Annotated in this window: 23 protein-coding genes; 18 read left to right on the top strand and 5 right to left on the bottom strand. The window is 50.0% G+C overall.

The window, feature by feature from the left end:
• Nucleotides 1-149: 149 nt before the first annotated feature.
• The 8 genes from hflK to zapA all read left to right on the top strand — a co-directional run bounded on the left by hflK (nt 150) and on the right by zapA (nt 11,909).
• Entirely contained in the window at nt 150-1,232 is a 1,083-nt protein-coding gene (gene hflK / locus IEW11_RS08000; RefSeq protein WP_188530532.1) for an FtsH protease activity modulator HflK, read from the top strand.
• Entirely contained in the window at nt 1,229-2,098 is an 870-nt protein-coding gene (gene hflC / locus IEW11_RS07995; RefSeq protein ID WP_188530531.1) for a protease modulator HflC, read from the top strand. The genes hflK and hflC overlap by 4 nt, the downstream gene beginning before the upstream one ends.
• 426 nt (nt 2,099-2,524) lie before the next feature.
• Nucleotides 2,525-4,018, top strand: coding sequence for a spore germination protein (locus IEW11_RS07990; protein WP_188530530.1), 1,494 nt, complete (start codon nt 2,525-2,527; stop codon nt 4,016-4,018).
• 19 nt (nt 4,019-4,037) lie between these two features.
• Nucleotides 4,038-5,141, top strand: a complete 1,104-nt coding sequence (locus IEW11_RS07985) for a GerAB/ArcD/ProY family transporter (RefSeq protein ID WP_188530529.1) — start codon at nt 4,038-4,040, stop codon at nt 5,139-5,141.
• A complete protein-coding gene (locus IEW11_RS07980; RefSeq protein ID WP_188530528.1) occupies nt 5,134-6,333 on the top strand; it encodes a Ger(x)C family spore germination protein in 1,200 nt (399 codons plus the stop codon). The genes IEW11_RS07985 and IEW11_RS07980 overlap by 8 nt, the downstream gene beginning before the upstream one ends.
• 577 nt (nt 6,334-6,910) lie before the next feature.
• Nucleotides 6,911-7,945 carry a phenylalanine--tRNA ligase subunit alpha gene (gene pheS / locus IEW11_RS07975; protein WP_188530527.1) on the top strand — a complete coding sequence of 345 codons (1,035 nt, stop codon included), beginning with the start codon at nt 6,911-6,913 and terminating at the stop codon, nt 7,943-7,945.
• Between the two features lie 33 nt (nt 7,946-7,978).
• Nucleotides 7,979-10,420: a phenylalanine--tRNA ligase subunit beta gene (gene pheT, locus IEW11_RS07970; RefSeq protein ID WP_188530526.1), complete on the top strand. Its 2,442-nt coding sequence runs from the start codon at nt 7,979-7,981 to the stop codon at nt 10,418-10,420.
• Nucleotides 10,421-10,520: 100 nt separating this feature from the next.
• Entirely contained in the window at nt 10,521-11,909 is a 1,389-nt protein-coding gene (gene zapA / locus IEW11_RS07965) for a cell division protein ZapA (RefSeq protein ID WP_188530525.1), read from the top strand.
• A 128-nt stretch (nt 11,910-12,037) separates the two neighbouring features.
• On the opposite strand, the gene IEW11_RS07960 is transcribed toward zapA, so the two are convergent.
• The 3 genes from IEW11_RS07960 to IEW11_RS07950 all read right to left on the bottom strand — a co-directional run bounded on the left by IEW11_RS07960 (nt 12,038) and on the right by IEW11_RS07950 (nt 14,031).
• Nucleotides 12,038-12,724: an SDR family NAD(P)-dependent oxidoreductase gene (locus IEW11_RS07960; protein ID WP_188530524.1), complete on the bottom strand. Its 687-nt coding sequence runs from the start codon at nt 12,722-12,724 to the stop codon at nt 12,038-12,040.
• Between the two features lie 340 nt (nt 12,725-13,064).
• Entirely contained in the window at nt 13,065-13,475 is a 411-nt protein-coding gene (locus IEW11_RS07955) for a cupredoxin domain-containing protein (protein ID WP_188530523.1), read from the bottom strand.
• A gap of 193 nt (nt 13,476-13,668) precedes the next feature.
• The gene (locus IEW11_RS07950) at nt 13,669-14,031 is read right to left on the bottom strand and encodes a phage holin family protein (protein ID WP_188530522.1); all 363 of its coding nucleotides are present in this window, start codon (nt 14,029-14,031) and stop codon (nt 13,669-13,671) included.
• Between the two features lie 143 nt (nt 14,032-14,174).
• On the opposite strand from IEW11_RS07950, the gene IEW11_RS07945 reads away from it, so the two are divergent.
• The 4 genes from IEW11_RS07945 (at nt 14,175) to IEW11_RS07930 (ending at nt 19,038) form a co-directional block, all read left to right on the top strand.
• Nucleotides 14,175-16,538, top strand: coding sequence for an endonuclease MutS2 (locus IEW11_RS07945; protein ID WP_188530521.1), 2,364 nt, complete (start codon nt 14,175-14,177; stop codon nt 16,536-16,538).
• 18 nt (nt 16,539-16,556) lie between these two features.
• Entirely contained in the window at nt 16,557-16,976 is a 420-nt protein-coding gene (locus tag IEW11_RS07940; protein ID WP_188530520.1) for a DUF350 domain-containing protein, read from the top strand.
• Between the two features lie 127 nt (nt 16,977-17,103).
• On the top strand, nt 17,104-17,628 hold the full coding sequence (locus IEW11_RS07935) for a hypothetical protein (protein ID WP_229725018.1): 525 nt from the start codon (nt 17,104-17,106) through the stop codon (nt 17,626-17,628).
• An 87-nt stretch (nt 17,629-17,715) separates the two neighbouring features.
• Nucleotides 17,716-19,038 (top strand): MFS transporter, encoded by a 1,323-nt coding sequence (locus tag IEW11_RS07930; protein WP_229725016.1) that lies wholly within the window; start codon nt 17,716-17,718, stop codon nt 19,036-19,038.
• A 51-nt stretch (nt 19,039-19,089) separates the two neighbouring features.
• Here the strand turns inward: IEW11_RS07930 and IEW11_RS07925 are convergent, their stop codons facing one another.
• Nucleotides 19,090-20,196 carry a CotH kinase family protein gene (locus IEW11_RS07925; protein ID WP_188530519.1) on the bottom strand — a complete coding sequence of 369 codons (1,107 nt, stop codon included), beginning with the start codon at nt 20,194-20,196 and terminating at the stop codon, nt 19,090-19,092.
• A 98-nt stretch (nt 20,197-20,294) separates the two neighbouring features.
• Nucleotides 20,295-20,615: a c2 calcium-dependent domain-containing protein 4C-like protein gene (locus IEW11_RS07920; protein ID WP_188530518.1), complete on the bottom strand. Its 321-nt coding sequence runs from the start codon at nt 20,613-20,615 to the stop codon at nt 20,295-20,297.
• A gap of 325 nt (nt 20,616-20,940) precedes the next feature.
• Between IEW11_RS07920 and IEW11_RS07915 the strand changes: the two genes are divergently transcribed.
• The 6 genes from IEW11_RS07915 (at nt 20,941) to IEW11_RS07890 (ending at nt 24,848) form a co-directional block, all read left to right on the top strand.
• Nucleotides 20,941-21,165: a hypothetical protein gene (locus tag IEW11_RS07915; RefSeq protein ID WP_188530517.1), complete on the top strand. Its 225-nt coding sequence runs from the start codon at nt 20,941-20,943 to the stop codon at nt 21,163-21,165.
• Between the two features lie 18 nt (nt 21,166-21,183).
• Nucleotides 21,184-21,582: a spore coat protein gene (locus IEW11_RS07910; RefSeq protein ID WP_229725014.1), complete on the top strand. Its 399-nt coding sequence runs from the start codon at nt 21,184-21,186 to the stop codon at nt 21,580-21,582.
• Nucleotides 21,583-21,707: 125 nt separating this feature from the next.
• Nucleotides 21,708-22,646 (top strand): DUF4397 domain-containing protein, encoded by a 939-nt coding sequence (locus IEW11_RS07905; RefSeq protein ID WP_188530516.1) that lies wholly within the window; start codon nt 21,708-21,710, stop codon nt 22,644-22,646.
• Nucleotides 22,647-22,771: 125 nt separating this feature from the next.
• Nucleotides 22,772-23,272: an Lrp/AsnC family transcriptional regulator gene (locus IEW11_RS07900; RefSeq protein ID WP_188530515.1), complete on the top strand. Its 501-nt coding sequence runs from the start codon at nt 22,772-22,774 to the stop codon at nt 23,270-23,272.
• Between the two features lie 17 nt (nt 23,273-23,289).
• Entirely contained in the window at nt 23,290-24,507 is a 1,218-nt protein-coding gene (locus IEW11_RS07895; RefSeq protein ID WP_188530514.1) for an aminotransferase class I/II-fold pyridoxal phosphate-dependent enzyme, read from the top strand.
• Between the two features lie 113 nt (nt 24,508-24,620).
• The gene (locus tag IEW11_RS07890) at nt 24,621-24,848 is read left to right on the top strand and encodes an aspartyl-phosphate phosphatase Spo0E family protein (RefSeq protein WP_373289311.1); all 228 of its coding nucleotides are present in this window, start codon (nt 24,621-24,623) and stop codon (nt 24,846-24,848) included.
• Nucleotides 24,849-24,910 lie beyond the last annotated feature (62 nt).

The raw sequence follows: 24,910 nt of genomic DNA, 5'->3' as shown, positions 1-24,910 counted from the left end.
AAATTACCGGTAAACCGCACAAAGTCATCCAGAATACGGTCATGTGGGAGGAAATGTTTGTAAAGAAGGATGAAACGAAACAGCTATGTCTTTCGTAGTACTACAGTCTTGGTTTTTTTATTTTTATATGAAAGGGGAAATGAATGCTCATGGAGGTTTACCCAGGGGGAAAGAACAATGAGCCGGCCAACGCGCCGCAGCTCCCGGAAGGAACGGTCAAGAAGCTGATTATCGGAGCGGTTATCGCACTTGTGCTGATGATCGGATGGACGACATTCTATACGGTGGAGGAGCAGGAAGAGGCAGCGATCCTGACGTTCGGCAAATATTCGGGAACACAAGATTCAGCGGGTTTGCATTTTAAACTGCCGTATCCGATCCAGCAGGTTGTTATCTATCCTGCAAAGCTGACACAAAGACTACATATTGGCTATCGCGAACAGAACGGAACGATTGTTCCTGTGGAAGAGGAAGCGCTGATGATAACCGGCGATGAGAATCTGGTATCGGCAGACGCGGTTGTGGAATGGCGTGTTGCCGATCTTCATAAATTCCTGTATAACATCGACGATCCGGAGCTGTTTTTGCGGAACATGGCCAGCGCGTCCATTCGGTCTGTCATGGGCGCCACCAATTTGGACTTTGCCATCACGGAAGGAAAGACAGTCATTCAAACCGAGGTAAAGCAGCGTCTGGATGAAATGCAGCTGCAGTACAACACCGGCATTCAGATTGTCAATCTGATGTTCCAGGATATCGAGCCGCCGGAAGGAACGGTGCAGCAGGCGTTCAGAGAGGTTACGAATGCGCGGGAAGAGAAAAATACGAAGATCAATCAAGCGCAAAAGTATGTGAATGATTTGCTTCCAAGAACAAGAGGTGAAGCGCAGGCGGTGCTCGAAAAAGCGGAGGCGGAAAAGCATTCACGCATCGTGAACGCACAGGGTGACGTGGCGAAGTTCAACGCCGTATATAACGAATATGTTAAAAATCCGGATATTACGAGCAGTCGTCTCATTCTGGAGACGCTGGAGAAAATATTGCCTGGCGCGAAAGTCATCATTACCGATGGCGGCAGCGAAACCGTTAATTATTTGCCTTTGAATGAACTGATGAGATCGAACGCTTCCAAATCTTCAGCGGGCGGGACTACGACACCGGCACCGACGCCGGTACCAGCACCGACGCCGGTACCGCAGGAGCCAGCAACTGAAGGAGGCGATGCAAGGTGAGAAAGTGGATTATAGCCGGAGTGAGTTTAGCGGTATTGGTCGTAATATCGATCGGTTCATTGTTTATTGTTAAGGAAGGCGAATACAAAGTCGTGCTGCAGTTCGGTGAAGCTGTGCGAATTCACCATAATCCCGGTATCAAAGTGAAAATTCCTTTCATCGAAACTGTGACATCACTGCCTAAATACCAGCAAATTTATGAAGATGCCCAGGTTGCCTCGATCCTGACGAGGGACAAGAAACCGATCAATGTGGATAATTATACGGTTTGGAGAATTTCGAATCCACAGCAGTTTTTGCAAACGCTGCGTACCGTCTCGAACGCGGAAAGCAGGCTTGGGGATGCGGTATACAGCACAGTTCGACGTAAGCTGTCCGAGATTGACTATGGCAACATTATTAGCGAAAATACGGCGCGTGGTGATTTGAACGACGAAATCACAAAGGATGTGGCCGACGCAGCGGTTAGACAAGGATACGGCATCGAGGTTATCGATGTCCGCATCAAACGGACGGATCTGCCGGATGAGAACAAGGAGAGCGTGTTTAACCGGATGATCTCCGACCGTCAATCGATTGCGGCAGGATACTTATCCGAGGGTGATGAGGAATCGCGTAAGATTACATCGAGTGCTGACCGTCAGGCAAGGGAAATGATCGCCAAAGCGGAATCGGACGCGAAGAAAATCCTGGCCGAGGGCGAGGAAGAAGCGGCTCGGATCTACAACGAAGCGTACGGCAAAGACGCGGAGTTTTACAAGCTATACCGCACGCTGGAAAGTTATGTAACTACAATACAGGATGAGACGGTTATTATGCTGCCGATCGATTCGCCGTATACGAGAACGCTGCTTGGTCAGCAGTGACCGGTATTCTGCAAGGATGAAGGAAGAGGCTGTCCCAAAAGGGATCTTCAATGAGATATTGAAGCTTGATAGGTACCTCTAAATCGGTAAAAATGGCGTCACAGGTCTCTTATCTGTGGCGCCATTTCTCGTCTTCGGACAACTGCGGCCTTCTTCACTCTTTAAACGAAGCAGATCGAATGATTCTGGAGAAGCGTCAGCGGTCGGAAGAACATTCGACTGCGCAGTGAATGCGGTACAACCAAAGCGTTTAAGAGAAAGGGGGTATCCCATCGTCATCATCGATGACTTATGGGATACCCCCCTTTTGCCTTTCTTATTGAAATGTCCTGATAACCAAGCTTCAACTTCAATTGGTTAATTCCCTCAGAAGTGGGGAACCTAACAGGGCAGCCAATGACAAACTAAGAAAGAAAGGTTCATTGTATGACAACATTATCCCACAGCGAAATGAATACAAGCCTTGCGGAGAATCTAACCCGTATTCGAACAACCCTTGGAAACCCGAACGATCTGATCATCAGGGAATTTACCATTCGACCGGGTATTCGCTGTTCGCTTGTTTGTATAGCCGGGATGATCGATAAGGATCTGCTTCATCGGGATGTTTTGCAGCGGGTGATGGCATTCGATTTCTCCGAGTCTGAGCCCCAGGCCGATCGCGGCAGCGTGCTTCAGCTGTTATATTCGGATGCGCTTTCTTTTCAGGATGTAAGGATGGTCACCGCATTCGATCCATTGATCGAAGCGGTTCTGTCAGGGAAATCCGTATTGCTGATTGATGGAAGCGCCAGAGCGCTTGAGTTCGGCAGTCAAGGCGGACCCAGCCGCGGCATTGAAGAACCGCAAACAGAATCCACGGTAAGAGGTCCAAGAGACGGTTTCACTGAAAATATACTCACAAATAAAACATTAATCCGGTATCGTATCAAAGATCCGAAGCTGAGATTTGATTCCTTTGATATTGGAGAGCGTTCCAAGCGGCAAATGTGCGTCATTTACATTGAAGGGCTTACAAACCCGGATCTAGTCGTGGAAGCAAAGCGGCGGCTGCAAACCATCGAGGTGGACGATCCTGAAGGCTCCGGCTCGATCGAGCAATGGATTGCGGATGAATTCCTGACGCCGTTTCCGCTCAGCCTGGAAACGGAAAGGCCGGACAAGATCACGCGCGCACTGATGCAAGGGCAGGCTGCACTGTTGGTGGACGGCACCCCTTTTGGCATTATCTTTCCGGTGACATTGAAGCACTTTATTCACTCGCCTGAAGATTTTTATCAGAATTGGATGGTCGCCACTTTATTAAGGATATTAAGAGTTGTCGCCATCTTTGCAACGATGTTTTTGCCTGCGCTGTACATAGCGCTGGTGGAATACCATCAGGGGATGATCCCGTCCAAACTGGCCTTTTCGATAGCTGGTTCCCGGGAAGGGGTTCCATTTCCCGCCGTGATCGAGGCGTTGTTGATGGAAGGGACGCTGGAGCTGCTTCGGGAAGCAGGGATTCGGCTGCCCAAGCCGATCGGTCAAACGATCGGCATTGTCGGGGGTCTTGTCATTGGCGAAGCTGCGGTATCTGCTGGCATTGTTAGCCCGGTCATGGTCATTGTCGTCGCAATTACGGCAGTATCTTCGTTTGCGCTACCGTCGTATACGTTTTCGATATCCATTCGGATCATCCGTTTTTTTGTGATGCTTGCTGCCGGAATATTCGGTCTGTACGGGATTATTCTGGCTTACATTGCGATCAGCATCCATATCGTGAATTTACAAAGCTTTGGCGTCCCTTATGCAAGCCCGTGGGTACCTCTCATATTGGAGGACTGGAAGGATCTGATCCTGCGGGCACCGGTAACTTTCTTGCGAAAGCGGCCCAAGCTGCTGCATGCCGGTGATCAGGTGCGAATGAGAAAAAAATAATCAGAGAGGAGTGAGCAGAATGCAAAGTGAGAAGAACAAAGCTACTGAAATCGAAATCACATTTACGCTCGCGTCAATGCTGATCGGGATAGGAGTTTTGGCTGCGCCACGGCTGTTGGCGATGCATTCTGAAGGCATCGATGCGTGTATCTCGATCATTCTGGCGGCGTTGCTTACGGCAATTTCTTGTTGGTGCATTGCGAAGCTGGCAGCACGATTTCCGGGAATGAATTTTTATGAATACAGCAGGACAATCGTCACGCAGCCTATTGCGCTTATTCTAGTCATTGCCATGACGCTTTTTATGATGTTGTTTGCCGCCTATGAGGCCAGAGCGATCGCTGTGATTTCCCGGCAGTATCTATTTGATCATACCCCCGTTGAAGTGATTGCGCTGACCTTTTTGATGATTGTAAGTTATGCCGTCCTTGGGTCGCGAATTGCCATTATCCGCTTGAATCTCATGTTTCTGCCGATCGTGGTTTGCACCATTCTATTTATATTGGCCTTCAGCTCTAATATTATCGAGATCAATAATTTGAAACCATTTTTGGTCACGCCCTGGCAGGATATCATGAAGGGGATGAAGGACAGCCTTCTGATGTTTATCGGTTTTTCCGTTTTGCTGTCTTATATTTCATTAATGAAGCGCCCGGAAAAAGCGCCCTCAGCCGCGATGTATGGATTACTGATTATCGTCGTTTTATATGTTGTCGTTTATATTGTCGTAATCGGCGTCTTATCAAATATGGGCACGGAGCATGTGTTGTTTCCTACGTTAGAGCTTGCTAAGGAAGTGAGGATCCCGGGTGATTATTTTGAACGGCTCGAATCGCTTTTTTTTGTTATTTTCATTATGACCATCTTTAACTCGGCAACGATGGCTTACGATACGGCCATGCTGTCCCTGCATTCGGTCATTGGAAAAGGCAAAAAAATTCATTACGTGTTTTGGCTGTCGCCGATTATTTTTTTAACCGCCCTGTTTCCGCAGGATGTGGTCGAGCTGTGGGAACTAGGCGAATTATTGGTGTTGATCAGCTTATTCTTAGGCTATAGCGCCCCGGTTGTGTTGTTATTCATTGCGACTGTAAGAGGACTGAAGGGGGATGTAAATGGTTAGGCCATGGTTCAAAGGGATCGCTTGTTTGATGGCAAGCACGATGCTGCTGACTGGCTGCTGGGACCGGGTGGAAATTGAGGAGCGCGGTTTTGTATTAAGCGTTGCGGTCGATGAAGCGGCCGAAAAAGAGGGGAGCGCTGACGAACCGAAAGGACTGCAGCAATTTGAAGTGACATATCAGTTCATCATTCCTACAGGATTGATGAAAAACGGTAAATCCGGGAGTTCGGATGGCAGCAGCGCTTATTTTAACATCACAAAAACTGGCGATTCGATGTTTGGGATTGCAAGGAGTCTGGCGGCTGAGGTTAGCCGAGCTCCTTTTTTTGAACATTTGAAATTAATTGTCATATCGGAATCCGCTGCCGAAACATTGGGGTTTGCCAATGTCCTGGATTTCTTCATCCGCGATCATGAAATGCGCAGAAGCGTCCGGACCGTCGTATCAAAGGGCCAAGCGAAACAAATGCTGTCGGTTGTCGCGTCCAACGAGGTGATTCCCGCTGAATACATCAGTTCGATATTGGAAAATTCCCGAAAAAATGCGGAAATCGTGAAAAAGGCAAGAATCGGCGATGTGCATGAATATCTGCTGCAGAAGCAAAGCTTTGTGCTGCCGCAGATCTCAAAGATCAACGACAAGGAAGCGGATTTGCGGGGAAGCGCGATGTTCAATGGTACGGATAACAAGCTGGTTGGTTTTCTGTCAGCGGAAGAAACGAAAGGGCTTAATTTTCTGCACGATAAAATTGAAGGAGGCAGCGTCAAAATTAAATGGAACGACAATGTATCAAATTTTGAAATTCGGGAATCAAAAACGACATTGCATGCCGACGTAAAGGATCGTAATCGAATTAAATTCCATTATCACATTAAAACAGAAGGCATCATAGCTGAGCTGTTTGATCGGCCGGATCTGATGTCCGCACCCGTAATCAAAGAAATGGAAAAGCTGATCGAAGAAGAAATTCGCCGTACCGCCGAAAAGACAATCCATAAGGTACAGCGGCAAAAAAAGGTTGATGTACTGCTGCTGCGCAGTCACCTGGAGAAAAACCACTACAGGATGTTCCAGGCCATAGAGCCGGACTGGGAAACCGGGATCAACTATTTTGCCAAAAGCGATATCATCGTCTCCGTTCATGCTAACATCAGGGCGATTGGCGCGATTAACAAATCAGAGAGGCCGTAGAAAGGAAAAATACGATGTGGACGATGCTCACCGAGAGGTTTTCCGTTCAACTTATTTTGTATGCTTTATTATCAGGGATCATACCTTGGGGTGTGTTCACACTCACGGACATGCTCCATCGACACGGAGATCCGCCATGGAAAAGCAGAAAAACCGAGTAGTTTCACTCTTGCAACAAAGGGAAGGTTTGGCTATAATATACGATAATGTATCAAGCAATGAGAACATGTGACAAATGCAAAGACGGAGAAGAGTAAGCAGTGCTTTCGTACAGGGAGAGGACACCGGAGATTGAGAGTGTCTTCATGAAATCAGGCTGCCGAAGTTCGCTCCTGAGCAGGGCTTTGAACGGCAGCGCGCGCTAAGCTGGCCAAGTAGGAGATGCCCGGCGCCGGTCCGTTATCCGGTATGAGGGATTGCCCGTCTGATGAAGATGAAGAGGCGATCCGAATTAGGGTGGTACCACGGTCCTTTCGTCCCTTACGGGGAGAAGGGGCTTTTTTTTATGCGAAACGATGCTTACTCTTAGAGGGTGGCGACAGCCAGAGCCGTTTCAGCTTGTTAGGAGGCGAATGGAATGAAGGAGCGTTTGGAGGCATTACGGTCAGAAGCGCTGCAGGAGCTGCAGCAGGTGGCTGATCCGGGACAATTAAATGAACTGCGTGTCAAATTTCTTGGCAAAAAAGGTGCGTTAACGGAAATTTTGCGCGGCATGGGCTCGCTCAGCGCCGAAGAGCGTCCTGTTATCGGCCAGGTGGGCAATGAGGTGCGCGGCGCAATCGAAGTGGTCATTGAAGAAAAACAGTTGATCTTCCAGCGGCAGGAGACGGAAAACCGGCTTCGCGAGGAAACGATCGATGTGACGCTGCCGGGAACGAAGCCTGCAGCTGGCGCAGTTCATCCGCTTAACAAAGTGGCACAGGAGCTTGAGGACGTATTTATCGGCATGGGATATACGATTGCAGAAGGGCCGGAAGTGGAAACGGATTTCTTCAATTTCGAGGCGCTCAACCTGCCTAAGAATCATCCGGCGCGTGACATGCAGGACTCTTTCTATGTAACGGACGACATTTTGATGCGCACGCATACGTCGCCGGTTCAAGTTCGGACGATGAAAGCGATGAACGGCAAGACGCCGGTTAAGGTCATTTGCCCAGGCAAAGTGTACCGCCGCGATGATGACGATGCAACGCATTCGTTCCAGTTCAATCAAATTGAAGGGCTTGTCATCGATAAAAATATCCGGATGAGCGACCTTAAGGGCACATTGCTGCAATTCGTGCAGCAAATGTTCGGCAAGCAGGCGCAGATCCGGCTGCGTCCGAGCTTCTTCCCATTCACGGAGCCGAGCGCAGAGGTGGATGTTACCTGTGTGCAATGCGGCGGCGACGGCTGCCGGATGTGCAAACAAACGGGATGGCTTGAAATTCTGGGCTGCGGCATGGTCCACCCGCGCGTGCTTGAGATGGGCGGTTACGATCCGAATGAAGTAAGCGGCTTTGCCTTCGGGATGGGCGTGGAACGGATTGCGCTGCTGAAATACGGAATTGACGACATCCGCCATTTCTATACGAACGATCTGAGGTTCTTAAGCCAGTTTGCCAGAATGTGACGCCACTAGAGCGAGGAAAGAAGGGACGAAACGATGAAAGTATCCTATCAATGGTTGAATGAATATATCGATTTGAGCGGTTTCAGCGCGGAAGAATTAGCGGAAAAGCTAACCCGCGGCGGAATTGAGGTTGACGGGGTCGAAGCCCGCAACAAAGGGGTAACCGGCGTTGTGGTCGGTTATGTGAAGAAGAAAGAGAAACATCCCGATGCGGATAAATTGAATGTCTGCACAGTCGATGCCGGGCAAGGCGAGGATCTGCAAATCGTCTGCGGCGCGCGCAATGTTGATGCAGGCCAATACGTTCCGGTTGCGATGATCGGCGCCAAGCTGCCGGATGGCCTGAATATTAAGCGGGCAAAGCTGCGCGGCGTGGAATCGCAGGGCATGATCTGTTCTGCGAAGGAGCTTGGCCTGAACGACAAGCTGCTGCCGAAGGAGCAGCAGGAAGGGATTCTTGTACTTCCTCAGGATAGCGAGATTGGCAGGCCGATCGTTGAGGTTCTGGGTTTGAGCGATGAGATCATGGAGCTTGATCTGACGCCTAACCGTTCCGATTGCTTGAGCATGCTCGGCGTTGCTTATGAGATGGGCGCATTGACCGGACAGCAGGTAAAGCTGCCTGATAACAGGGTGCATGACGCTTCAGAGCAGGCCGCCGATCATATTTCTGTGAGCATCAGCGCACCGGAGCACTGCACGCATTATGCTGCAAGATACATTAAAGGCATCAAAGTCGGACCGTCGCCATTATGGATGCAGAACCGTTTGATCGCTGCCGGCATAAGGCCGATTAACAACATTGTGGATATTACCAACTTTGTCATGCTGGAGTACGGCCAGCCGCTTCACGCGTTCGACGCTGATAAAGTAAGCGGCGGGCGCATTGATGTCCGTTTGGCGAAACCGGGTGAAACGCTGGTCACGCTTGATGACCAGGATCGCCGTCTGGAGCCGCATATGCTGCTTATTACCGATGGCGAGAAGCCGGTCGCGCTCGCGGGTGTCATGGGCGGAGCCAACTCCGAAGTGACGTCGGAAACCGTAAATATCTTGCTGGAATCCGCGAGGTTTGACGGCGGTACAGTTCGCAAGACGTCACGTCAGTTGGGCCTGCGCTCGGAAGCGAGCATCCGCTTCGAGAAGGAAGTGGATCCGGGACGCGTCATTCCTGCATTGGACCGTGCGGCAGCACTGATGGCCGTCTATGCGGCAGGGCTTGTCACCGAAGGCGTAGTGGAAGCTGTTACTGCAGGTGTTAGTCCGGTAACCGTCAAGGTGTCCTTGAGCAAAATCAATGGCTATCTCGGCACGTCCCTTTCCAGCCTGGAAGTAAAAACTATTTTTGGGCGGCTGCATTTCGAATATGAAGTTTCCGGGGATGACGTTTTTGAGGTTCGAGTACCGAGCCGCCGCGGTGACATTACGCGCGATGTCGATCTCATTGAAGAGGTTGCCCGTATCTATGGTTATGATAATATTCCGACGACACCGATCGAAGGGGCATCAACGCCAGGTTCACTGACGCTTCCGCAGGCGATTCGCCGCGAGATCCGCAAGCGGCTCACTAATTCAGGGGTTCATGAAGTGATCAGTTACTCGTTCACCGCACCTGAGCGTACGGGGCTGTTTCCTGCGCTTGCAGGCAATGTATATCCTGTCCGGCTTTCGATGCCGATGAGCGAGGACCGCAGCGTACTGCGTACCAGCCTGATTCCACATTTGCTGGAAATTGCCGGTTACAACCGGAATCGCAAAAATGATAATGTGGCTGTGTTTGAAATGGGCAGCGTGTTTTTGTCCACTGAGCAGGAATTGACACGACTTCCGCAAGAAAAGCATCGTCTGGCAGCTCTGCTGACAGGAAGCCGCACAGATGCGCAGTGGAATGTCAAAACAGCGCCTGTCGATTTCTATGATGTAAAAGGAATGCTGGAAGCAGTGTTCGACCTGCTTGGCATATCAGGCAAAATCACATATGAAGCTGCGGCGCCTGAGCATTGGCATCCGGGCCGGACAGCAGCGGTGCTGCTCGATACGGAAAGAGGCAGTGAATGTATTGGATATGTCGGCCAATTGCATCCGGATCTGCAGCGTGAATTTGATGTGGCGGACACTTATGTATTCGAGATTGAGCTGTCTCCATTGTACGAGGTTGCGGATTTCTCCATCGTATACAAGGCACTGCCCCGTTATCCGGCAATCGGCCGCGATATCGCCGTTGTTCTTGAAAAACAGGTGGAAGCAGGCAAGCTGACTGTATTAATTAAAGAAACTGCCGGCGATTTGCTGGAATCGGTCGAGGTATTCGATGTGTTTACCGGAGAAAAGCTGGGCGCGAATAAAAAGAGCGTGGCATTGTCCCTTGTCTACCGAAACGCTGAACGCACCTTGACAGATGAAGAAGTAACCGAGCTTCATGGCAAGGTTGTGACAGCGCTGGAGCAATCTTTTGGCGCGGAATTAAGAAAATAGGCAGGAAACATCCGAAGTCACATCGAAATAGTTCCATGCGAACTTTGATGTGACTTTTTTCGCGCCAACGATGGGTAAGATTCAGGGAGGTACAAACGCAATGGAAGCAGAACGCACACGGGTTACGGTTGATATATATGGGCATCAATACAAATTAGTAGGTCATTCCAGTGTAGATTACATGAAGCGGGTTGCCTCGCTTGTTGATGAGAATATGAATAAGCTGGCCAAAGGATACCCGAAGCTTGATATGCCGAGGATCGCCGTGCTGGCAGCGGTGCATATGGCAGATGAGGTGTTCCGTCTCCGCCAGGATAATCAGCGGCTGTCTGAGCAAGCGGAGAAGAACAGGAAGCTGGCGGAAGAATTGGCCGAGGCCAAAGCTGTCGTTTTGTCGCTTCGCAGCGATCTGTCCGAGCAAAGAATGAAATCCAATGATGATATTGAACGTTTGCGTGATGAACGCCAGCAGCAGCTTCAGCAGTTGGATGCGAGCTGGCAGGCCCGCTATGAAGAGCTGGATGCAACTTGGCAGAGCAGCGAGCAAGAGAAGCTGCAAGCGATGGAGGCAGAGGCTGAGCGCCGGGAACAGGAGCGGAAAGCTGAGCTGGAGCAGCTGGAGCAGCAATCTGCAGAGCGGATGGAAGCGGAGAGAATACGCTTGGAATCAGATTGGCGCAATAAAGTTCAATCTGTTGAAGAACATCACCAAGCGGAGAAAGAGCGCTTGGAGCAGAGGCTTGAAGAGGCGGAAGTGCGGGCGATGCAGGCGATGGAGCAGGAAGAGGCGGTACGGACCATGCTTCATGGCATAGAAAACGAGCTGAGACAGCGGGAATCACGATTTGCTGAGGCTGAGAAGCGGGTAGAACAGCTTCAGAGCAAAGAAGGCGAGCGAATTCACAAGCTTCAGCAGCTGGAACAGCAGCTCGCGAAGCAGCGGGAACAGCTTGAAGCCGCGCAGAAGCTCGACCAAGAGCGGAAGCAGCAGCTTGCGGCCGCGCAGAAGCTTGACCAGGAGCGCAAGCAGCAGCTTGCGGCTGCGCAGAAGCGGGAGCATGACCAACAGCAGCAGCTTCTTGAATCAAGGAAGCAGATCTCACAATTGGAGCAGGAGCTGGAGAAGAACGCGGTCCGCGAAGCCCAGCTCATGGAACAGCTGCAGGCCCTGGAAGGCAGGGCGGCGGAAGCGGTCCGCCGGGCAGAACAATCGCAGAGTGATGAAGAGCAGCGGGCACAGCTGGAGCAAGAGCTGAAGGAAGAAGCGCAGCAACTTCGGCGGCAGACTGAAGAGGCGGCAGCCGAATTAAACCGATTGAGTGAGACTATCCTTCGTTTGTCGGAGGAGAGTCAAGCCAGCAGGCAGGCTTCCGAATCTTTGAAACGGGAGTATGAGGAGATAAGCGAGGAGCATGCCAAGCTTCGTAATGAATATGCAAAACTTCAGTCGGAATATAACGAGTGGATCGAATTGATCGAGCAAAGCTGAATACCATCCATTAAGTCCGGCTGGAGCAAACAGCAGCGGCAATCGGACTGCACAACAAGACGCCGGATACTGCGCAACCTGGGATGAGCGCAATATCCGGCGTCTGTTGGCGAGATAGCCAATAGATCCTATTTATAGGTAACCAGCGTGCCTGTTGGACTGCCGGCTGGCAGCGAGGCTAACCGAATCAGATCGGGGGTCACCGTGGAGGCTTCCTTACCGGTCGCATGCATCTCGCTCTTAACCGTGCCCGGGTTATACAGATTGGCGATGATCCCGTTCTCGTGTTCTTCATCTGCCAATGTTCGGGTTAGGGACTCGAGTCCGGCCTTTGCGGCGCTGTATGCGGCATAACCGCCTGCGCCGTTCGAAGCTAAGCTGGATGTAATATTGATGATCCTTCCGTATCGGGATTTTCTCATGATGGGAAGCACCGCTCTTGTAAGCAGGAAAGGACCGGTCAAATTGACGGCGATTTGCTTGTCCCATTCTTCTGCCGTCAATTCAATTACGAGTCCGGGCTCGAATACCGCAGCATTGTTAACCAATACGTCGATGTTTCCGAAAGCCGCTACGGCTGCCTGCACGGCTGCGTTTATTTGTGATTCGGATGAGACATCGGCAGGATAAACCAAGGTCTGTCCCTTGCCGCTTGTCACAGCTGCAATTTCCTGCGCGGTTTCCTCCAGTTTGCCTTTGCGTCTGCCGACTAATATTACTGCTGCGCCTTCTCTCGCATAAGCAATGGCGGTCGCATTACCAAGACCGGTTCCCGCACCGCTAATCAATGCAACTCGTCCGTCCAATACGCCCATTCTGATCTCCTCCATCCGACTATTTAGGTTGAGTACATCTTAACAGAGGGAACGCCTTTGGGGGAAGGGGCGGCGCCATAAGACTTTCTTATGCTTCTCATAAGATCTGAGTTGTTCCGGTCCTTGATCCGCTGAAGCAGGCGATCCTGGAAAACCTCCCGCTAAAGGCTGCCAGGGTATAGGGATGGTCAGTCTTCGGAGAAGAGACAACGCTCTTCCGGAACGGAAAGAAGTTCAGGCTGAAGAAGGCCAACCAGTAAATCTGGTTGACCTAATAATACGAAAAAGCCGTCCCTGCGTAGTTAAAAACTACTGGAACGGCCCCTTTGCTATATGGATATTATTCAACGATTAATGTGGAGACCATTTTTGTGTGGCCGACGCCGCAAGGGATGCTGCAAATAATTTGATATTCTCCGGCATCGTCGATTGTGATGGTTTGCGGGTCGCCTGCCTGGATCTTATAATCCGTGTTGGCAATGGCAATGCCATGTACGCCCTGATTGTTTATCAGATTTATTGTGACAGGCTCGCCTTTTTTGATGCGGTATTCGGTTTGGTCAAACTCGAAATTTTTAGCTGCGATCGTCAGTTCTGTTCCGCCTGCAGCACCCGCTTCATTCGTCTGGCCGGTTTCATTTGCCGCATTTGTATTCGATGCATCTGTATTGTTGTTTTCGGTTGCGCCGCAGGCTGCCAATACGAGCACAAGAGCCATAGCCGCAGTGAGCAGCCATAATTTCTTTTTCATTAGAATACCCTCCAAATCAGTTGTATATGCTTCTAGTTAATTGTACTGCAAGTGCCAATCATTTGCAGTGACAATCTGTTGAAGTTAGTATGAACAAATCATGAACGCAGACATTCATTATTCTTCTATATAAATAGAACAACCCCTGTCCGCATTGGAAGCAGACAGAGGCTGTTAGGTGTGCAGCGTCAAGTTAATGATTGTTACGGCTGCGGCCGGCTTCATACGGACTGCTAACCGGTATGAACAAGTCGATAATACCGATCACCAAAGCGGCTAATATCGCGCCAAGCCAAGTAACGGTTACGCCGCTCACTATGAATTGGGCAATCCAGATGACCAGCGCGCTTACAAGAAAACCGACGATCCCTCTGCCGAATGGGGAAACCCGTTTGCCGAATATGCCTTCAATAACCCATCCGAGCGCGGCAATGACCAATGCCAGGAACAAAGCGCTCCAAAAACCGCCAACGGCAAAGCCGGGTACAATAAATCCGACGACCATCAGCACAAGCGCAGCGACGATAAAGCGAATCAGATGTCCAAGAAATCGCATGTACAGCGTCCTCCTTAATTCAGTTAGATTGTGTGCCAAAGTTATTTTCCCCGTATTTGTCCATAACGATGCGTGGAAGGTTCCGTCATGGCATCAATGACTTTCATCGGCTATAATAAGAGCGAGAGGAGTTGGGCTCAAAGGTGAACGATAAAATATTAGCTACCCTTGAATATTCCAAAATTTTATATAGATTGGAACAGCATGCGGCTACGGCACTCGGCAAGCGGGCGGTTCAGGCGCTGCAGCCAAGCCCGGACCTGGAAGATGTCAAACGTTCGCTCCAGGCAACGGATGAAGCCTATAAAGCAGACCGATTGAAAGGCAGCGCACCATTTGGCGGGATAACGGATATTAGCGCACCGCTGCAGCGCGCCAGAATCGGAGGAATGTTAAACGCTGCGGAACTGCTGGATATTGCCAATACTGTCCGTGGTTCACGCCGCGTCAAACGCCATGTGCAGAATCTGCACGACGATGATCCGATTCCTTTATTAGCTATGATTGCGGAACAGCTGTCTGAAGCAAAGCCGCTTGAAGATGCGATAACGGCTTGCATTGACGATCAAGCGGAAGTCATGGACAGCGCGAGCCCTGAACTGGCAACGATCAGGCGCGAGCTCCGGTCGGGTGAATCACGCATCCGCGAGAAGCTGGAACAGATGATTCGCTCCTCATCCGTTCAAAAAATGCTGCAGGACAACCTGATCACGCTGCGTAATGACCGTTATGTCATTCCGGTAAAGCAGGAGTACCGCTCTAACTTCGGCGGTATCGTGCATGACCAATCCGGTTCGGGCGCCACGCTTTTTATTGAACCGGAGGCAATGGTCGCCATGAATAACAAGCTGCGTGAGCTGAAGCTGGCCGAAACGCGGGAGATTGAGAAGATTCTGCAGAAGCTCACCGCTCAAGTGGCGGAATATGAAAATGATCTGATGATCGATCTGGATTTGCTGGGGCAGCTTGATTTTGCATTTGCCAAAGCGAGGTTCGCGCATGGTATGCGCGGGACATTGCCTCGTATGAATGACAGGGGCTTTCTGAAGCTGAAGCGGGGCAGGCATCCGCTCATCGATCCGGGGCAGGTCGTTCCCCTTGATGTTGAGCTTGGCAATTCCTATACGTCAATTATCGTGACTGGACCGAACACAGGCGGTAAAACCGTATCCCTCAAAACCATCGGACTGCTCAGCTTAATGGCGATGTCGGGATTGTTCGTACCTGCCGAGGATGGCAGCCAATTATGTGTATTTGATGCGATCTATGCCGACATTGGCGACGAGCAGAGCATTGAGCAGAGCTTGAGTACCTTCTCCAGCCATCTGACCAATATCATCCGCATTCTGAACGCCATGACTCCGAAGAGCCTGGTGCTGCTTGATGAACTGGGTGCTGGAACAGACCCTGCTGAAGGCTCGGCGCTTGCGATTGCGATTTTGGAGCATATGCATAATACGGGCTGCAGACTTGTCGCTACGACCCATTACAGCGAACTGAAAGCCTACGCTTATAACCGTAATGGCGTCATTAATGCAAGCATGGAGTTCGATATCCAGACGCTCAGCCCTACCTATCGTCTGCTTATCGGTGTACCTGGCCGAAGCAATGCGTTTGCGATCGCGGAGCGGCTTGGTCTATCACGCGATATTATTGATCACGCGCGCGGTGAAGTCAGCGATGAGAATATACGTGTTGAGAATATGATCGCTTCCTTGGAAGAGGACCGGTTAAGTGCAGAGAACGAGCGGCAGACGGCCGAATCACTGCGCCGCGAGATCGAGCAGCAGCGGCTGCAATATGAAGATCAGCTCAAGCGTTTTGAAGACCAGCGTGACCGGATGCTGCTCAAAGCACAGGAGGAAGCGCGGGAAGCCGTCGCCAAAGCCAAACGCGAAGCCGAGCAGATTATATCCGATCTCCGTAAGCTTGCGTTAGAAGAAGGCGCATCGGTGAAGGAGCATAAGCTGATCGAAGCACGCCGTAAGCTTGATGAAGCAGCACCGGAGCTTCACAAGCCGGGTAAGAGCAGCGCCAAATCTCAAAAGCAGCCGCAAAAAATCGGGGCCGGCGACGAGGTCATGGTATATAGCCTGGGCCAAAAGGGGCATGTCGTGGAGCTTACGGGCAGCGAAGCCTTGGTTCAATTAGGCATTCTTAAGATGAAGGTTGCCCTCGATGATCTGGAACTGGTCAAACAGGCATCATCGAAGCCGCAGCAGCCGAAACACGCCGTAAGCTTAAAGCGGACTCGAGATGATGATGTACGGACAGAGCTTGATCTGCGGGGAGCCAATGTTGAAGAAGCGATTATCGAGGTGGACCGGTTTTTGGATGAAGCCTTTTTGTCCAATATGGGGCAGGTTTACATCATTCACGGAAAAGGCACGGGTGTCCTTCGCACGGGAATAACGGATTATTTGCGTAAGCATAGACATGTTAAAAGCTACCGTCTGGGGAATTACGGGGAAGGCGGGGCAGGGGTTACGGTTGCGGAACTAAAATAATGGAGGGAGGAAAAGCGGATGCGGCAAGAAGTCGATCGGCTGCTTGACAATCCCTATACCGGCACGTTAGCTTATGTTTCGGTTGCCGTGCTGGCCTTGATCGTGTTTCTGTTTTGCTTTGAATTTGTTGCCCGCTACAATTGCTGGGATGAGATCAAAAAAGGCAATGTAGCGGTTGCGATGGCAACAGGCGGTAAAATATTTGGGATCTGCAATATTTTTCGCTTTTCCATCGAAGCCAACGATTCGGTCTATCAAAGCATGATATGGAGCATGTTTGGTTTTATTATTTTACTGGCCGCTTATTTTCTGTTTGAGTTTTTGACACCTGTGTTCAAGATCGATGAAGAAATAAAACAGGATAACCGGGCGGTCGGTTTGATTGCGATGATGATTTCTGTATCGTTGTCTTACATTATCGGCGCAACGATCGTTTAAAGAACAAGATTGATCACCGGGGGCGTGGAGAATAGACGTATGAAATATTTGTGGGGAACGTTATTAGTGCTTGCAGTGTTGTTCGTAGTGATTGGCGTAGTATATCTAAGCGGTGGCGGAGAGGAAAGTGAACAAAGTGGATCAACAAACAACAATCTGTCCGTGGTGTCATACTGAAATCGTATGGGATGAAGAGCTTGGACCAGAGGAGTATTGCCCGCATTGTGAGAATGAGCTGAAGGGGTACCGTACGCTCAGCCTAAATGTGGATAATGATGAAGATGAAGATGAAGAGATGAATGACGGGGAGCCGGACATGAATCTGTACTCTTCTGGGCAAGAGGAAGGATTTCGGAGCACGAACCGGTCTATGCTCGCATTAGAAGAGACGGTGGAGCGGATTCTTGATCAGCAGGAAGAGGTTCCTGAATGCCCTTCATGCAGGGAATATATGCTGGAGACCGGGCGGCAGACGATGAGTAAGGAAGAAGGATATGAACCGACTGCTCATGAACATATCGGCGATGCGCTGCTTCCGGTTCCTTTTCAAGTCATCTGGTATGTTTGTCCGACGTGCTTTCAGATGCAGAACCGGCTTCGTTTCAATGACCGCGAGGAGCTGTTGAGGCGTTTAAGCAGCGGGTCGAAATAGTAGTTCATTGGCAGTAACGTACAGCATGCGCTTCCCCTGTTTTGGGAACCTTACCTAAGGTACTTTCCGTAGGTAGGAGGAAGCGGCGTGGAGCACGGAAAATCGACTGTACAATCACGGCTTTATGCAGCCATGCGAGGCTTGCGATTTGATGGGGCGGACTCTGAACATAAGGGTCATGGAGCAGCTCAGGACAGGAAGGACGGAGCACTGGACAAGCAAGCGGTATTATTGCTCGCCGTGCAAGGTTTGTTTGCTGTCGCCAATGCGCTCTCGGGTACTTTTGTTCCCGTGTATTTGTGGAAAACCAGCCAGTCCTTTATGTTGATCGGATGGTTTACCCTGTTTCAATACGCGGTATCCGGATTGACGTTCTGGCTTGCCGGTAAATGGGTCAAGGAACGAAATAAGATGAACAGCCTAAGAATTGGTGTAGTGCTGTCCGGTGTTTTCTATTGTTCCATTTTATTTCTCGGCACCTCGGCAAGCGCTTATGTAGTGCCTCTAGGGATGCTGAACGGGATGGCCGCCGGTTTCTTTTGGCTTGCTTTTAATGTCGTGTACTTTGAAATTACGGAGCCGGATAACCGGGATCGCTTCAACGGCTGGGCTGGATTGCTCGGATCGGGTGCGGGTATTATTGCGCCATGGGTATCGGGCTGGCTTATTACTTCATTTGAAGGAAACAGCGGATACCGGATCATTTTTACGATTTCCTTGGTGGTATATGGCCTTGCGGCTGTGATCAGCTTCTTTCTGCGAAAGCGAAAAGCCGGAGGGCAATACGAGTGGCTTCACGGCTTTCGCCAGCTGAAACGCAGAGACCTGCCATGGAGAAATGTGTTTGCGGCATTGGTTGCGCAGGGAATCCGCGAGGGTGTGTTTATGTTCCTTGTCGGGCTCATGGTCTATATCGCCACGCAAAATGAGCAAAAGCTGGGCAATTTTGCATTGTGGACATCTCTGGTAGGCTTAGTGTCGTTCTGGCTGGTGGGCAAGCGTTTGAAAATGAAGGTTAGAAAACAGGCGATGTTGATCGGTGTAAGCATGATCGCTCTCGTTATTTTGCCGTTATTCTGGAGCGTCGATTACACCATGCTGCTTATTTTTGGAATAGGCACTGCTTTGTTCATGCCGCTTTTTTCGATCCCAATGACGTCATCGGTGTTTGATCTGATTGGTGCAACGGAAGAAAGTGCGCGAAAGCGCGAGGAATTCGTTGTACTGCGTGAGATCGGCCTCGTAATGGGCCGTTTGATTGGCTTAAGCGCCTACTTGCTTGTCATGTCACGCACTAATTCTCCCGCTGCCATGACCTGGCTGCTGCTTGGGGTTGGCGTAATGCCTATTGCAGGCTGGTGGTTCATGCTTCGACAGATGGGTAAGCGTGCTGCAACCGTCAAGCCTTAGGTATGCATATTTGGCGTCGGCGCTGCACCCGCGCCCCTGTCCAGACGAGCGTTACTTAAGGATGGACATTTTCTGACGATCGGACTTTGTCAACAGCTTTAAACGGGACTGCAGGATCGCTCTTCTCTCCCGAATGTAATTCAAGATATATGGAGGCTCTTGTTCAAAAACAGCGTATGTCCATTTTCTTGTATGATCATAACGGATAAGCGGTGAGATGGCGTCGTGCATGGCATGAATTGTGGGTGATAACGTCTCCGCTGTAAATGCTGTTTGCAGCAAGTAAGATAGCAGTTTGTAATAGGATTTCCGGTATTCAGGGATGGACAACACTCTTTTTGTCAGTGTGTTGTAGCCCTGAATCCGAACCAAGTCGCTTCCGCAGGGCTTTCCGTAACAATTTCGTCCCCATGTGCCTTCATAATCCCACGGCAGGATGCAATATAGACGGTTGCTTTTATTCTCAAAGAGGGTATAGTTCTGATCGAAACCGTCATAATTGCCGGTGAGAACTGCACCGGACAGCCACTTTAAATATTGCTCCACATCCAATTGATTGCTCAGGTGGACTCTCAATCTCTCCCCCTTCAACTGATGAAGTTTCCGAATAAATGAGATCAGGCGCACACGGTCTGAGGTTTCTCCGTTTTTTAATTCATATCCGTCGAATAATGATCTTTTCCTGCGTCTCGTTTCCGGATCGATCAGCCCGAAACCGGCATTGTCATTAACGGCGTAGATGATCGACTTTACACCGATCCCTCTGCTTTCAAAGAACTTCCGGTCCACGGCTTCAATCTCTAAGTAAATGCCAATTGGTTGGCCGTTCCACTCTACCCAGCAGTGACGCGTTTTTGAAGCGGGTACGCCAATCATGTTAAAGAAGGCAAATGAGAGCGCGTTGCGCAGCATGGAAGGATCGTCATACTCCGCGTTCCAGTGCAGCGTCGTGCCATCTTCCAATTGAATTTCAAAGGATTTCTTCGGATAATTTCTCGTATGTCCGCCACGATGACGAAGCATGGCAGGCATCCACCTTCCATCCAGCTCTATCTGAATAGGAATGAAACGTTTACTCCAAACATCTCTTTGGCTAAGCTCCTTTAGGTGCTCGGCTTCAATATGGATCCGGCGGGTTGGCAGTCCTCCTATAGACATGAGACCATCCCCTCAGGCAAAAATATAGCCTACGCTAAGCGTCAGGCTATTGTTCGTATTACCATATTCAGGATGATTCTATAATGTCACTTCCCGGATTACATATAAAAATACCAATGCGGGGGCCAGTTCACCATCATGCCGCCGGTGCGATGGCCTTTCGAACCATGGCTGCGGTTTCCATGGGTGCGTTCACCGCCGGTGCGATGGCCTTTCGAACCATGGCTGCGGTTTCCATGGGTGCGTTCGCCGCCGGTGTGATGACCCTTCGAGCCATGGGTGCGGTTTCCATGGGTACGTTCGCCGCCTGTTTGATTGCCTTCGATGCCATGAGAGCGTTGGCCATCATTAAATCCGCCGATCATGTCGCCTCTTGAACCATGAGAGCGCTGGCCTTGCGTACGTTCACCCCTACTCATGTCGCCCCTTGAGCTGTGTATACGTTCTCCATGGGTACGATGGCTGAGGGGGCGTTTTCCTACTGGCCGCTTCATTTGTTTTTTCTTCCGAGTCATTCTCATTCTTTGGTCTGTCATATTATGATTCCTCCTTTTTCGGTTTACTATAAGGTATGAAGCAAGTCTATTAACTGCGATAGTCACCTGCATAGTTTTCTAGAAATTGGTTGTATGATACATATATTTACTTAAGACAGGTCATAATATTGGACGTGTTTGCAGCAGCTGCCGGTGTTTACCATGCGGTAAGCCTGCTCCAATTAACGATGAACAGGGAGGATACAAGATGATATTGCCCTTAACGGCAAAGGAGATGGAGTACATTGTTGACTCTATGTCCAATGAAGATTTGCTGATGAAACAGTGCGCGGTTACGGCCGCAACGGCGAACAATGGGAGCTTGCGCCAGATCTGCTCCCAGATGCAGCAGGTCCATGAGCAGCACTATCAAGCGTTAATGAGCGCTTTATCGTATCACCAATCCATGGCGCCAACACAGCCGCAAAGCTGATTAAAAGGGGGAACACATGTGTATCAATCGCATAATCAGTCTCTAATGCCCGAGCAAGATATGGCGTATACTGTTTTAGCCGACTTAAAAAGAGTATCCAGAGAATACGCAATTGCTGCAACGGAATCAACCTGCCCGGATATCCGTCAGCTTTTTACGAGCCTGCTTAACAGTACGCTCCGCTTGCAGGGAGACCTGTTTCAAACGATGCAGCAGTTGAAGATGTATACGCCCTCTTCACCGGCCTTAAAGCAGGAAATAGACAAGCAGCTGCGGCAGCACGAACAAACCTTTCAGAAAACGAAGCAATTTTTACAGCAAACCAATGGAAATGTCCAACAATTTTCAAATCTGGCGGGACAGCATCAGATGCAGCAAGCCTCGATGCAGCAGCCGAATAATCCTTACTATATGTAGTTGACAGACCGGCGACCGACCCTGTCCCCTGCGGGACCTTGGGCCGGTCTTATTTATCTTCTGAAATACACGGGCGGAGCATAACCATACTACGAGCCTGTATGTTGAAGGAGGAGCTTGTTTGAATGAATGCTAATGAATGGACGATACAGTATTGGAAAAAAGCGAATCTGTACGGGATGCTGTCGGATTACTTCAGATATATCAATCCGGACAAATCAAACTATTACATGAAGCTTCATTGCGATTGGTTGATGAGGCTTGCCAATCACATCGAGCGTTCCGGTGATCCTTTCGATTACCCGATGAGTTCGGTCGGAGGAGGGCTCCCTTACGAGGCGACTTCATCATCTGTCCCGTATTCATCCGGATTTGGAATGCCGCCCGGCATCGGTCATGGCCCCCTGCGAGATCCGTTTCCGTGTCAAGCGGCAGCGTCCCCGTATGTTTCTTATGGCTCGCAGCCGATTCGGATGGAAATATCCGGATCAAGAGTGCGGATCATCCATGCTTCACCTGATGCAGCTGACGTCGATGTATATATCAACGGAAAGCAGGCCGCACATCATTTGGCTTATAAAGATATTGTCCCATATAGCAATGTGACGGCAGGCCAGTACACGATTGATCTTTATCCAGCCGGCCAGAAGGATCGGCCGATCCTGTCACAAACGCTAAACGTACAATCGGGACATTCGTATACGGTTGCAGCCTGCAATAAACAGAAGGATTTAAGGCTTTACGCCTATATTGACGATCCTGCACCGGCAGCCGGGATGGCGAAACTGAAGTTCATCCACCTGTCGCCTGATGCGCCACCTGTTGATATCAAAGTAAAGCAGGGCGCTGTTCTGTTTAAGCAGGTTGGTATCCCGCAAGCAACAGAATATGCTTCGCTGCCTGCGGGAGCGGCAACGATTCAACTGTTCGCGGCAGGGACTGGGGAGCCCGATCTCGAGGTGCCGGAGCTTTCCCTGACGCCGGATTCTGTCCGCACCGTTATTGTATTTGGCTGTCTTAATGGCAGACCGCCGCTTGAAACCTTGCTCTTATCAGATCTTTAATTGCTCGCCATTCGGCTTTATCGACGGTTTGGACCGCCCTTATCAAGAGGCGGTTTTTTTCTTTGCAGGAACGAACATTTAGTTGTAATATAAAGATTATGGTTCGAAGACGTTAGCAGAAGGGAATGAGGCCCGTGGAGAAGTTGAAAACGGACATATTGGAACTGCTTAAGGAAGATGCGCGGCGCAGCCCGGATCTGATTGCGACGATGCTTGACGTACCCGAAGCAGAGGTTACACAAGCGATTCAAGAGCTGGAAAAGGATCATGTGATTGTGAAGTACGCGACTGTGGTTAATTGGAGTAAGGTGAGCGATGAGAAAGTAACCGCACTTATCGAGGTTCAAATTACGCCCGAGCGGGGCCGCGGATTCGAAGGGATTGCGGAGCGCATTTACCTCTATCCAGAAGTTAAATCGGTCTATTTGATGTCTGGCGCGTATGATCTGTTAGTCGAGGTTGAAGGGAAGACCTTAAAGGATGTGGCGTCGTTTGTTTCGAACAAATTGTCGCCGATCGATGCTGTGTTATCAACGAAAACATTTTTTATATTGAAAAAATACAAACAGGACGGAATTATCTTCGAAGATTATGAGGATGATCAGCGCCTGTTGATTTCTCCATAGGATAAGGGTGAAACGCCATGATTAAAGACGAAGAACTGCAAACTTCCAAGGCTACCCGCCGTGCCTCGATGTCTGACTACTTATCGCCTCGGGCGAGGGCAATTCCACCGTCTGGTATTAGGCGCTTTTTTGACTTGGTCAGCGCGAGCAAGGATGTGATCACGCTGGGCGTGGGCGAACCGGATTTCGTTACGCCTTGGCACGTTCGGGAAGCATGCGTATATTCACTGGAAACAGGAAAAACACAATACACCTCCAACTCGGGCACGCCTGAGCTGCGGGAAGCAATCGGCCAGTATATGAACGACCGTTTTCATGTCGAATATGATCCAGCCAAGGAAATACTGGTGACGGTTGGCGGGAGTGAAGCGATCGACTTGGCGCTTCGCGCCTTGATCTCTCCAGGGGATGAGGTTCTTGTTCCCGAGCCTTGTTATATTTCTTATTCACCGATCACAGCGCTTGGCGGCGGTGTTCCGGTCGGCATCGAAACCTTTGCCAAAGATCAATTCAAGCTGACGGCTGAATCGCTCAAGGCGAGCATTACACCGAAATCCAAACTGCTTATCCTTTGCTATCCGAGCAATCCTACCGGGGCGATTATGACCTATGAGGATTGGCTGCCGATTGCTAAGATCGTAGAGGAAAACGACCTCATAGTGATCAGCGATGAGATATATGCAGAGCTTAGCTACAGCGGCAATCATGTCAGCTTCGCCTCTCTTCCGGGGATGAAGGACCGGACGATTGTGGTTAGCGGCTTCTCCAAGGCTTTTGCCATGACAGGCTGGCGCATGGGATATGCCTGCGGCCATCCGGATCTGATAAATGCCATGCTGAAGATTCATCAATACACCGTCATGTGTGCTCCGGTCATGGGTCAAGTGGCGGCATTGGAAGCTTTAACGAACGGAATGGATGAGATGAAACGGATGGTCGAATCGTATAACCAGCGCCGTCGTCTAGTCGTTAAAGGTTTCACCGAAATCGGCCTTGAATGTCACGAGCCGCAGGGCGCTTTCTACGCCTTTCCATCCATCAAGTCAACGGGATTGTCCTCGGAGACATTTGCGGAACGGCTGTTGATGGAAGCAAAGGTAGCAGCAGTCCCCGGCAATGTATTCGGCAAAGGCGGAGAAGGTTATCTAAGGTGCTCTTATGCAACATCGGTATCCCAACTGACAGAGGCACTTGATAAAATTGGGAATTTTGTCCATAAAATTAAAATGTCGTAAAATGAATTGTTTAATCTGAGATATTTTGATATAATTTAACAAATATCTTGAATAATTTGTATAAGCAAAGGGCATGAAGTCGTAACAGTGGATGCAGACAAGGAGGGGTGGCGATGGCTTATGCGGATCACGGGTTGTCTATGTTTGATGACCGAGGCATGGGTAAGTCTCGTAAGTTATCCTCTTCAATTCGAAATCTGGAAGACGAAATTTACCATTTGCGCAGAGTGATGGAACAAACTTATTTGCAAGAGGCCTCTTTTAATTCCGAGGTTGTCATCGAGATCAGCCGCAAGCTCGATCTCAAAATTAATGAGTATATGAAGCAAAAGCGAAAATAAATCGTATGATTATCACCTGTATGGTGACCTTTAACCTGAAGCCGGGCAAGTGGGCTTCTTTT

The sequence above is a fragment of the Paenibacillus abyssi genome, assembly GCF_014640295.1.
Lineage (GTDB): Bacteria > Bacillota > Bacilli > Paenibacillales > Paenibacillaceae > Paenibacillus_D > Paenibacillus_D abyssi.
Note: the sequence above shows the minus strand (reverse complement) of the source record. Positions and strands in the feature narration are given on the sequence as shown.

Excerpts from the sequence above, each read along its gene's own strand:
- hflK (WP_188530532.1), top strand. The coding sequence starts at position 150 with ATGGAGGTTTACCCAGGGGGAAAGAACAATGAGCCGGCCAACGCGCCG.
- IEW11_RS07990 (WP_188530530.1), top strand. The coding sequence starts at position 2,525 with ATGACAACATTATCCCACAGCGAAATGAATACAAGCCTTGCGGAGAAT.
- IEW11_RS07985 (WP_188530529.1), top strand. The coding sequence starts at position 4,038 with ATGCAAAGTGAGAAGAACAAAGCTACTGAAATCGAAATCACATTTACG.
- IEW11_RS07980 (WP_188530528.1), top strand. The coding sequence starts at position 5,134 with ATGGTTAGGCCATGGTTCAAAGGGATCGCTTGTTTGATGGCAAGCACG.
- pheS (WP_188530527.1), top strand. The coding sequence starts at position 6,911 with ATGAAGGAGCGTTTGGAGGCATTACGGTCAGAAGCGCTGCAGGAGCTG.
- pheT (WP_188530526.1), top strand. The coding sequence starts at position 7,979 with ATGAAAGTATCCTATCAATGGTTGAATGAATATATCGATTTGAGCGGT.
- zapA (WP_188530525.1), top strand. The coding sequence starts at position 10,521 with ATGGAAGCAGAACGCACACGGGTTACGGTTGATATATATGGGCATCAA.
- IEW11_RS07960 (WP_188530524.1), bottom strand. The coding sequence starts at position 12,724 with ATGGGCGTATTGGACGGACGAGTTGCATTGATTAGCGGTGCGGGAACC.
- IEW11_RS07955 (WP_188530523.1), bottom strand. The coding sequence starts at position 13,475 with ATGAAAAAGAAATTATGGCTGCTCACTGCGGCTATGGCTCTTGTGCTC.
- IEW11_RS07950 (WP_188530522.1), bottom strand. The coding sequence starts at position 14,031 with ATGCGATTTCTTGGACATCTGATTCGCTTTATCGTCGCTGCGCTTGTG.
- IEW11_RS07940 (WP_188530520.1), top strand. The coding sequence starts at position 16,557 with ATGCGGCAAGAAGTCGATCGGCTGCTTGACAATCCCTATACCGGCACG.
- IEW11_RS07925 (WP_188530519.1), bottom strand. The coding sequence starts at position 20,196 with ATGTCTATAGGAGGACTGCCAACCCGCCGGATCCATATTGAAGCCGAG.
- IEW11_RS07920 (WP_188530518.1), bottom strand. The coding sequence starts at position 20,615 with ATGAGTAGGGGTGAACGTACGCAAGGCCAGCGCTCTCATGGTTCAAGA.
- IEW11_RS07915 (WP_188530517.1), top strand. The coding sequence starts at position 20,941 with ATGATATTGCCCTTAACGGCAAAGGAGATGGAGTACATTGTTGACTCT.
- IEW11_RS07905 (WP_188530516.1), top strand. The coding sequence starts at position 21,708 with ATGAATGCTAATGAATGGACGATACAGTATTGGAAAAAAGCGAATCTG.
- IEW11_RS07900 (WP_188530515.1), top strand. The coding sequence starts at position 22,772 with ATGAGGCCCGTGGAGAAGTTGAAAACGGACATATTGGAACTGCTTAAG.
- IEW11_RS07895 (WP_188530514.1), top strand. The coding sequence starts at position 23,290 with ATGATTAAAGACGAAGAACTGCAAACTTCCAAGGCTACCCGCCGTGCC.
- IEW11_RS07890 (WP_373289311.1), top strand. The coding sequence starts at position 24,621 with ATGGCTTATGCGGATCACGGGTTGTCTATGTTTGATGACCGAGGCATG.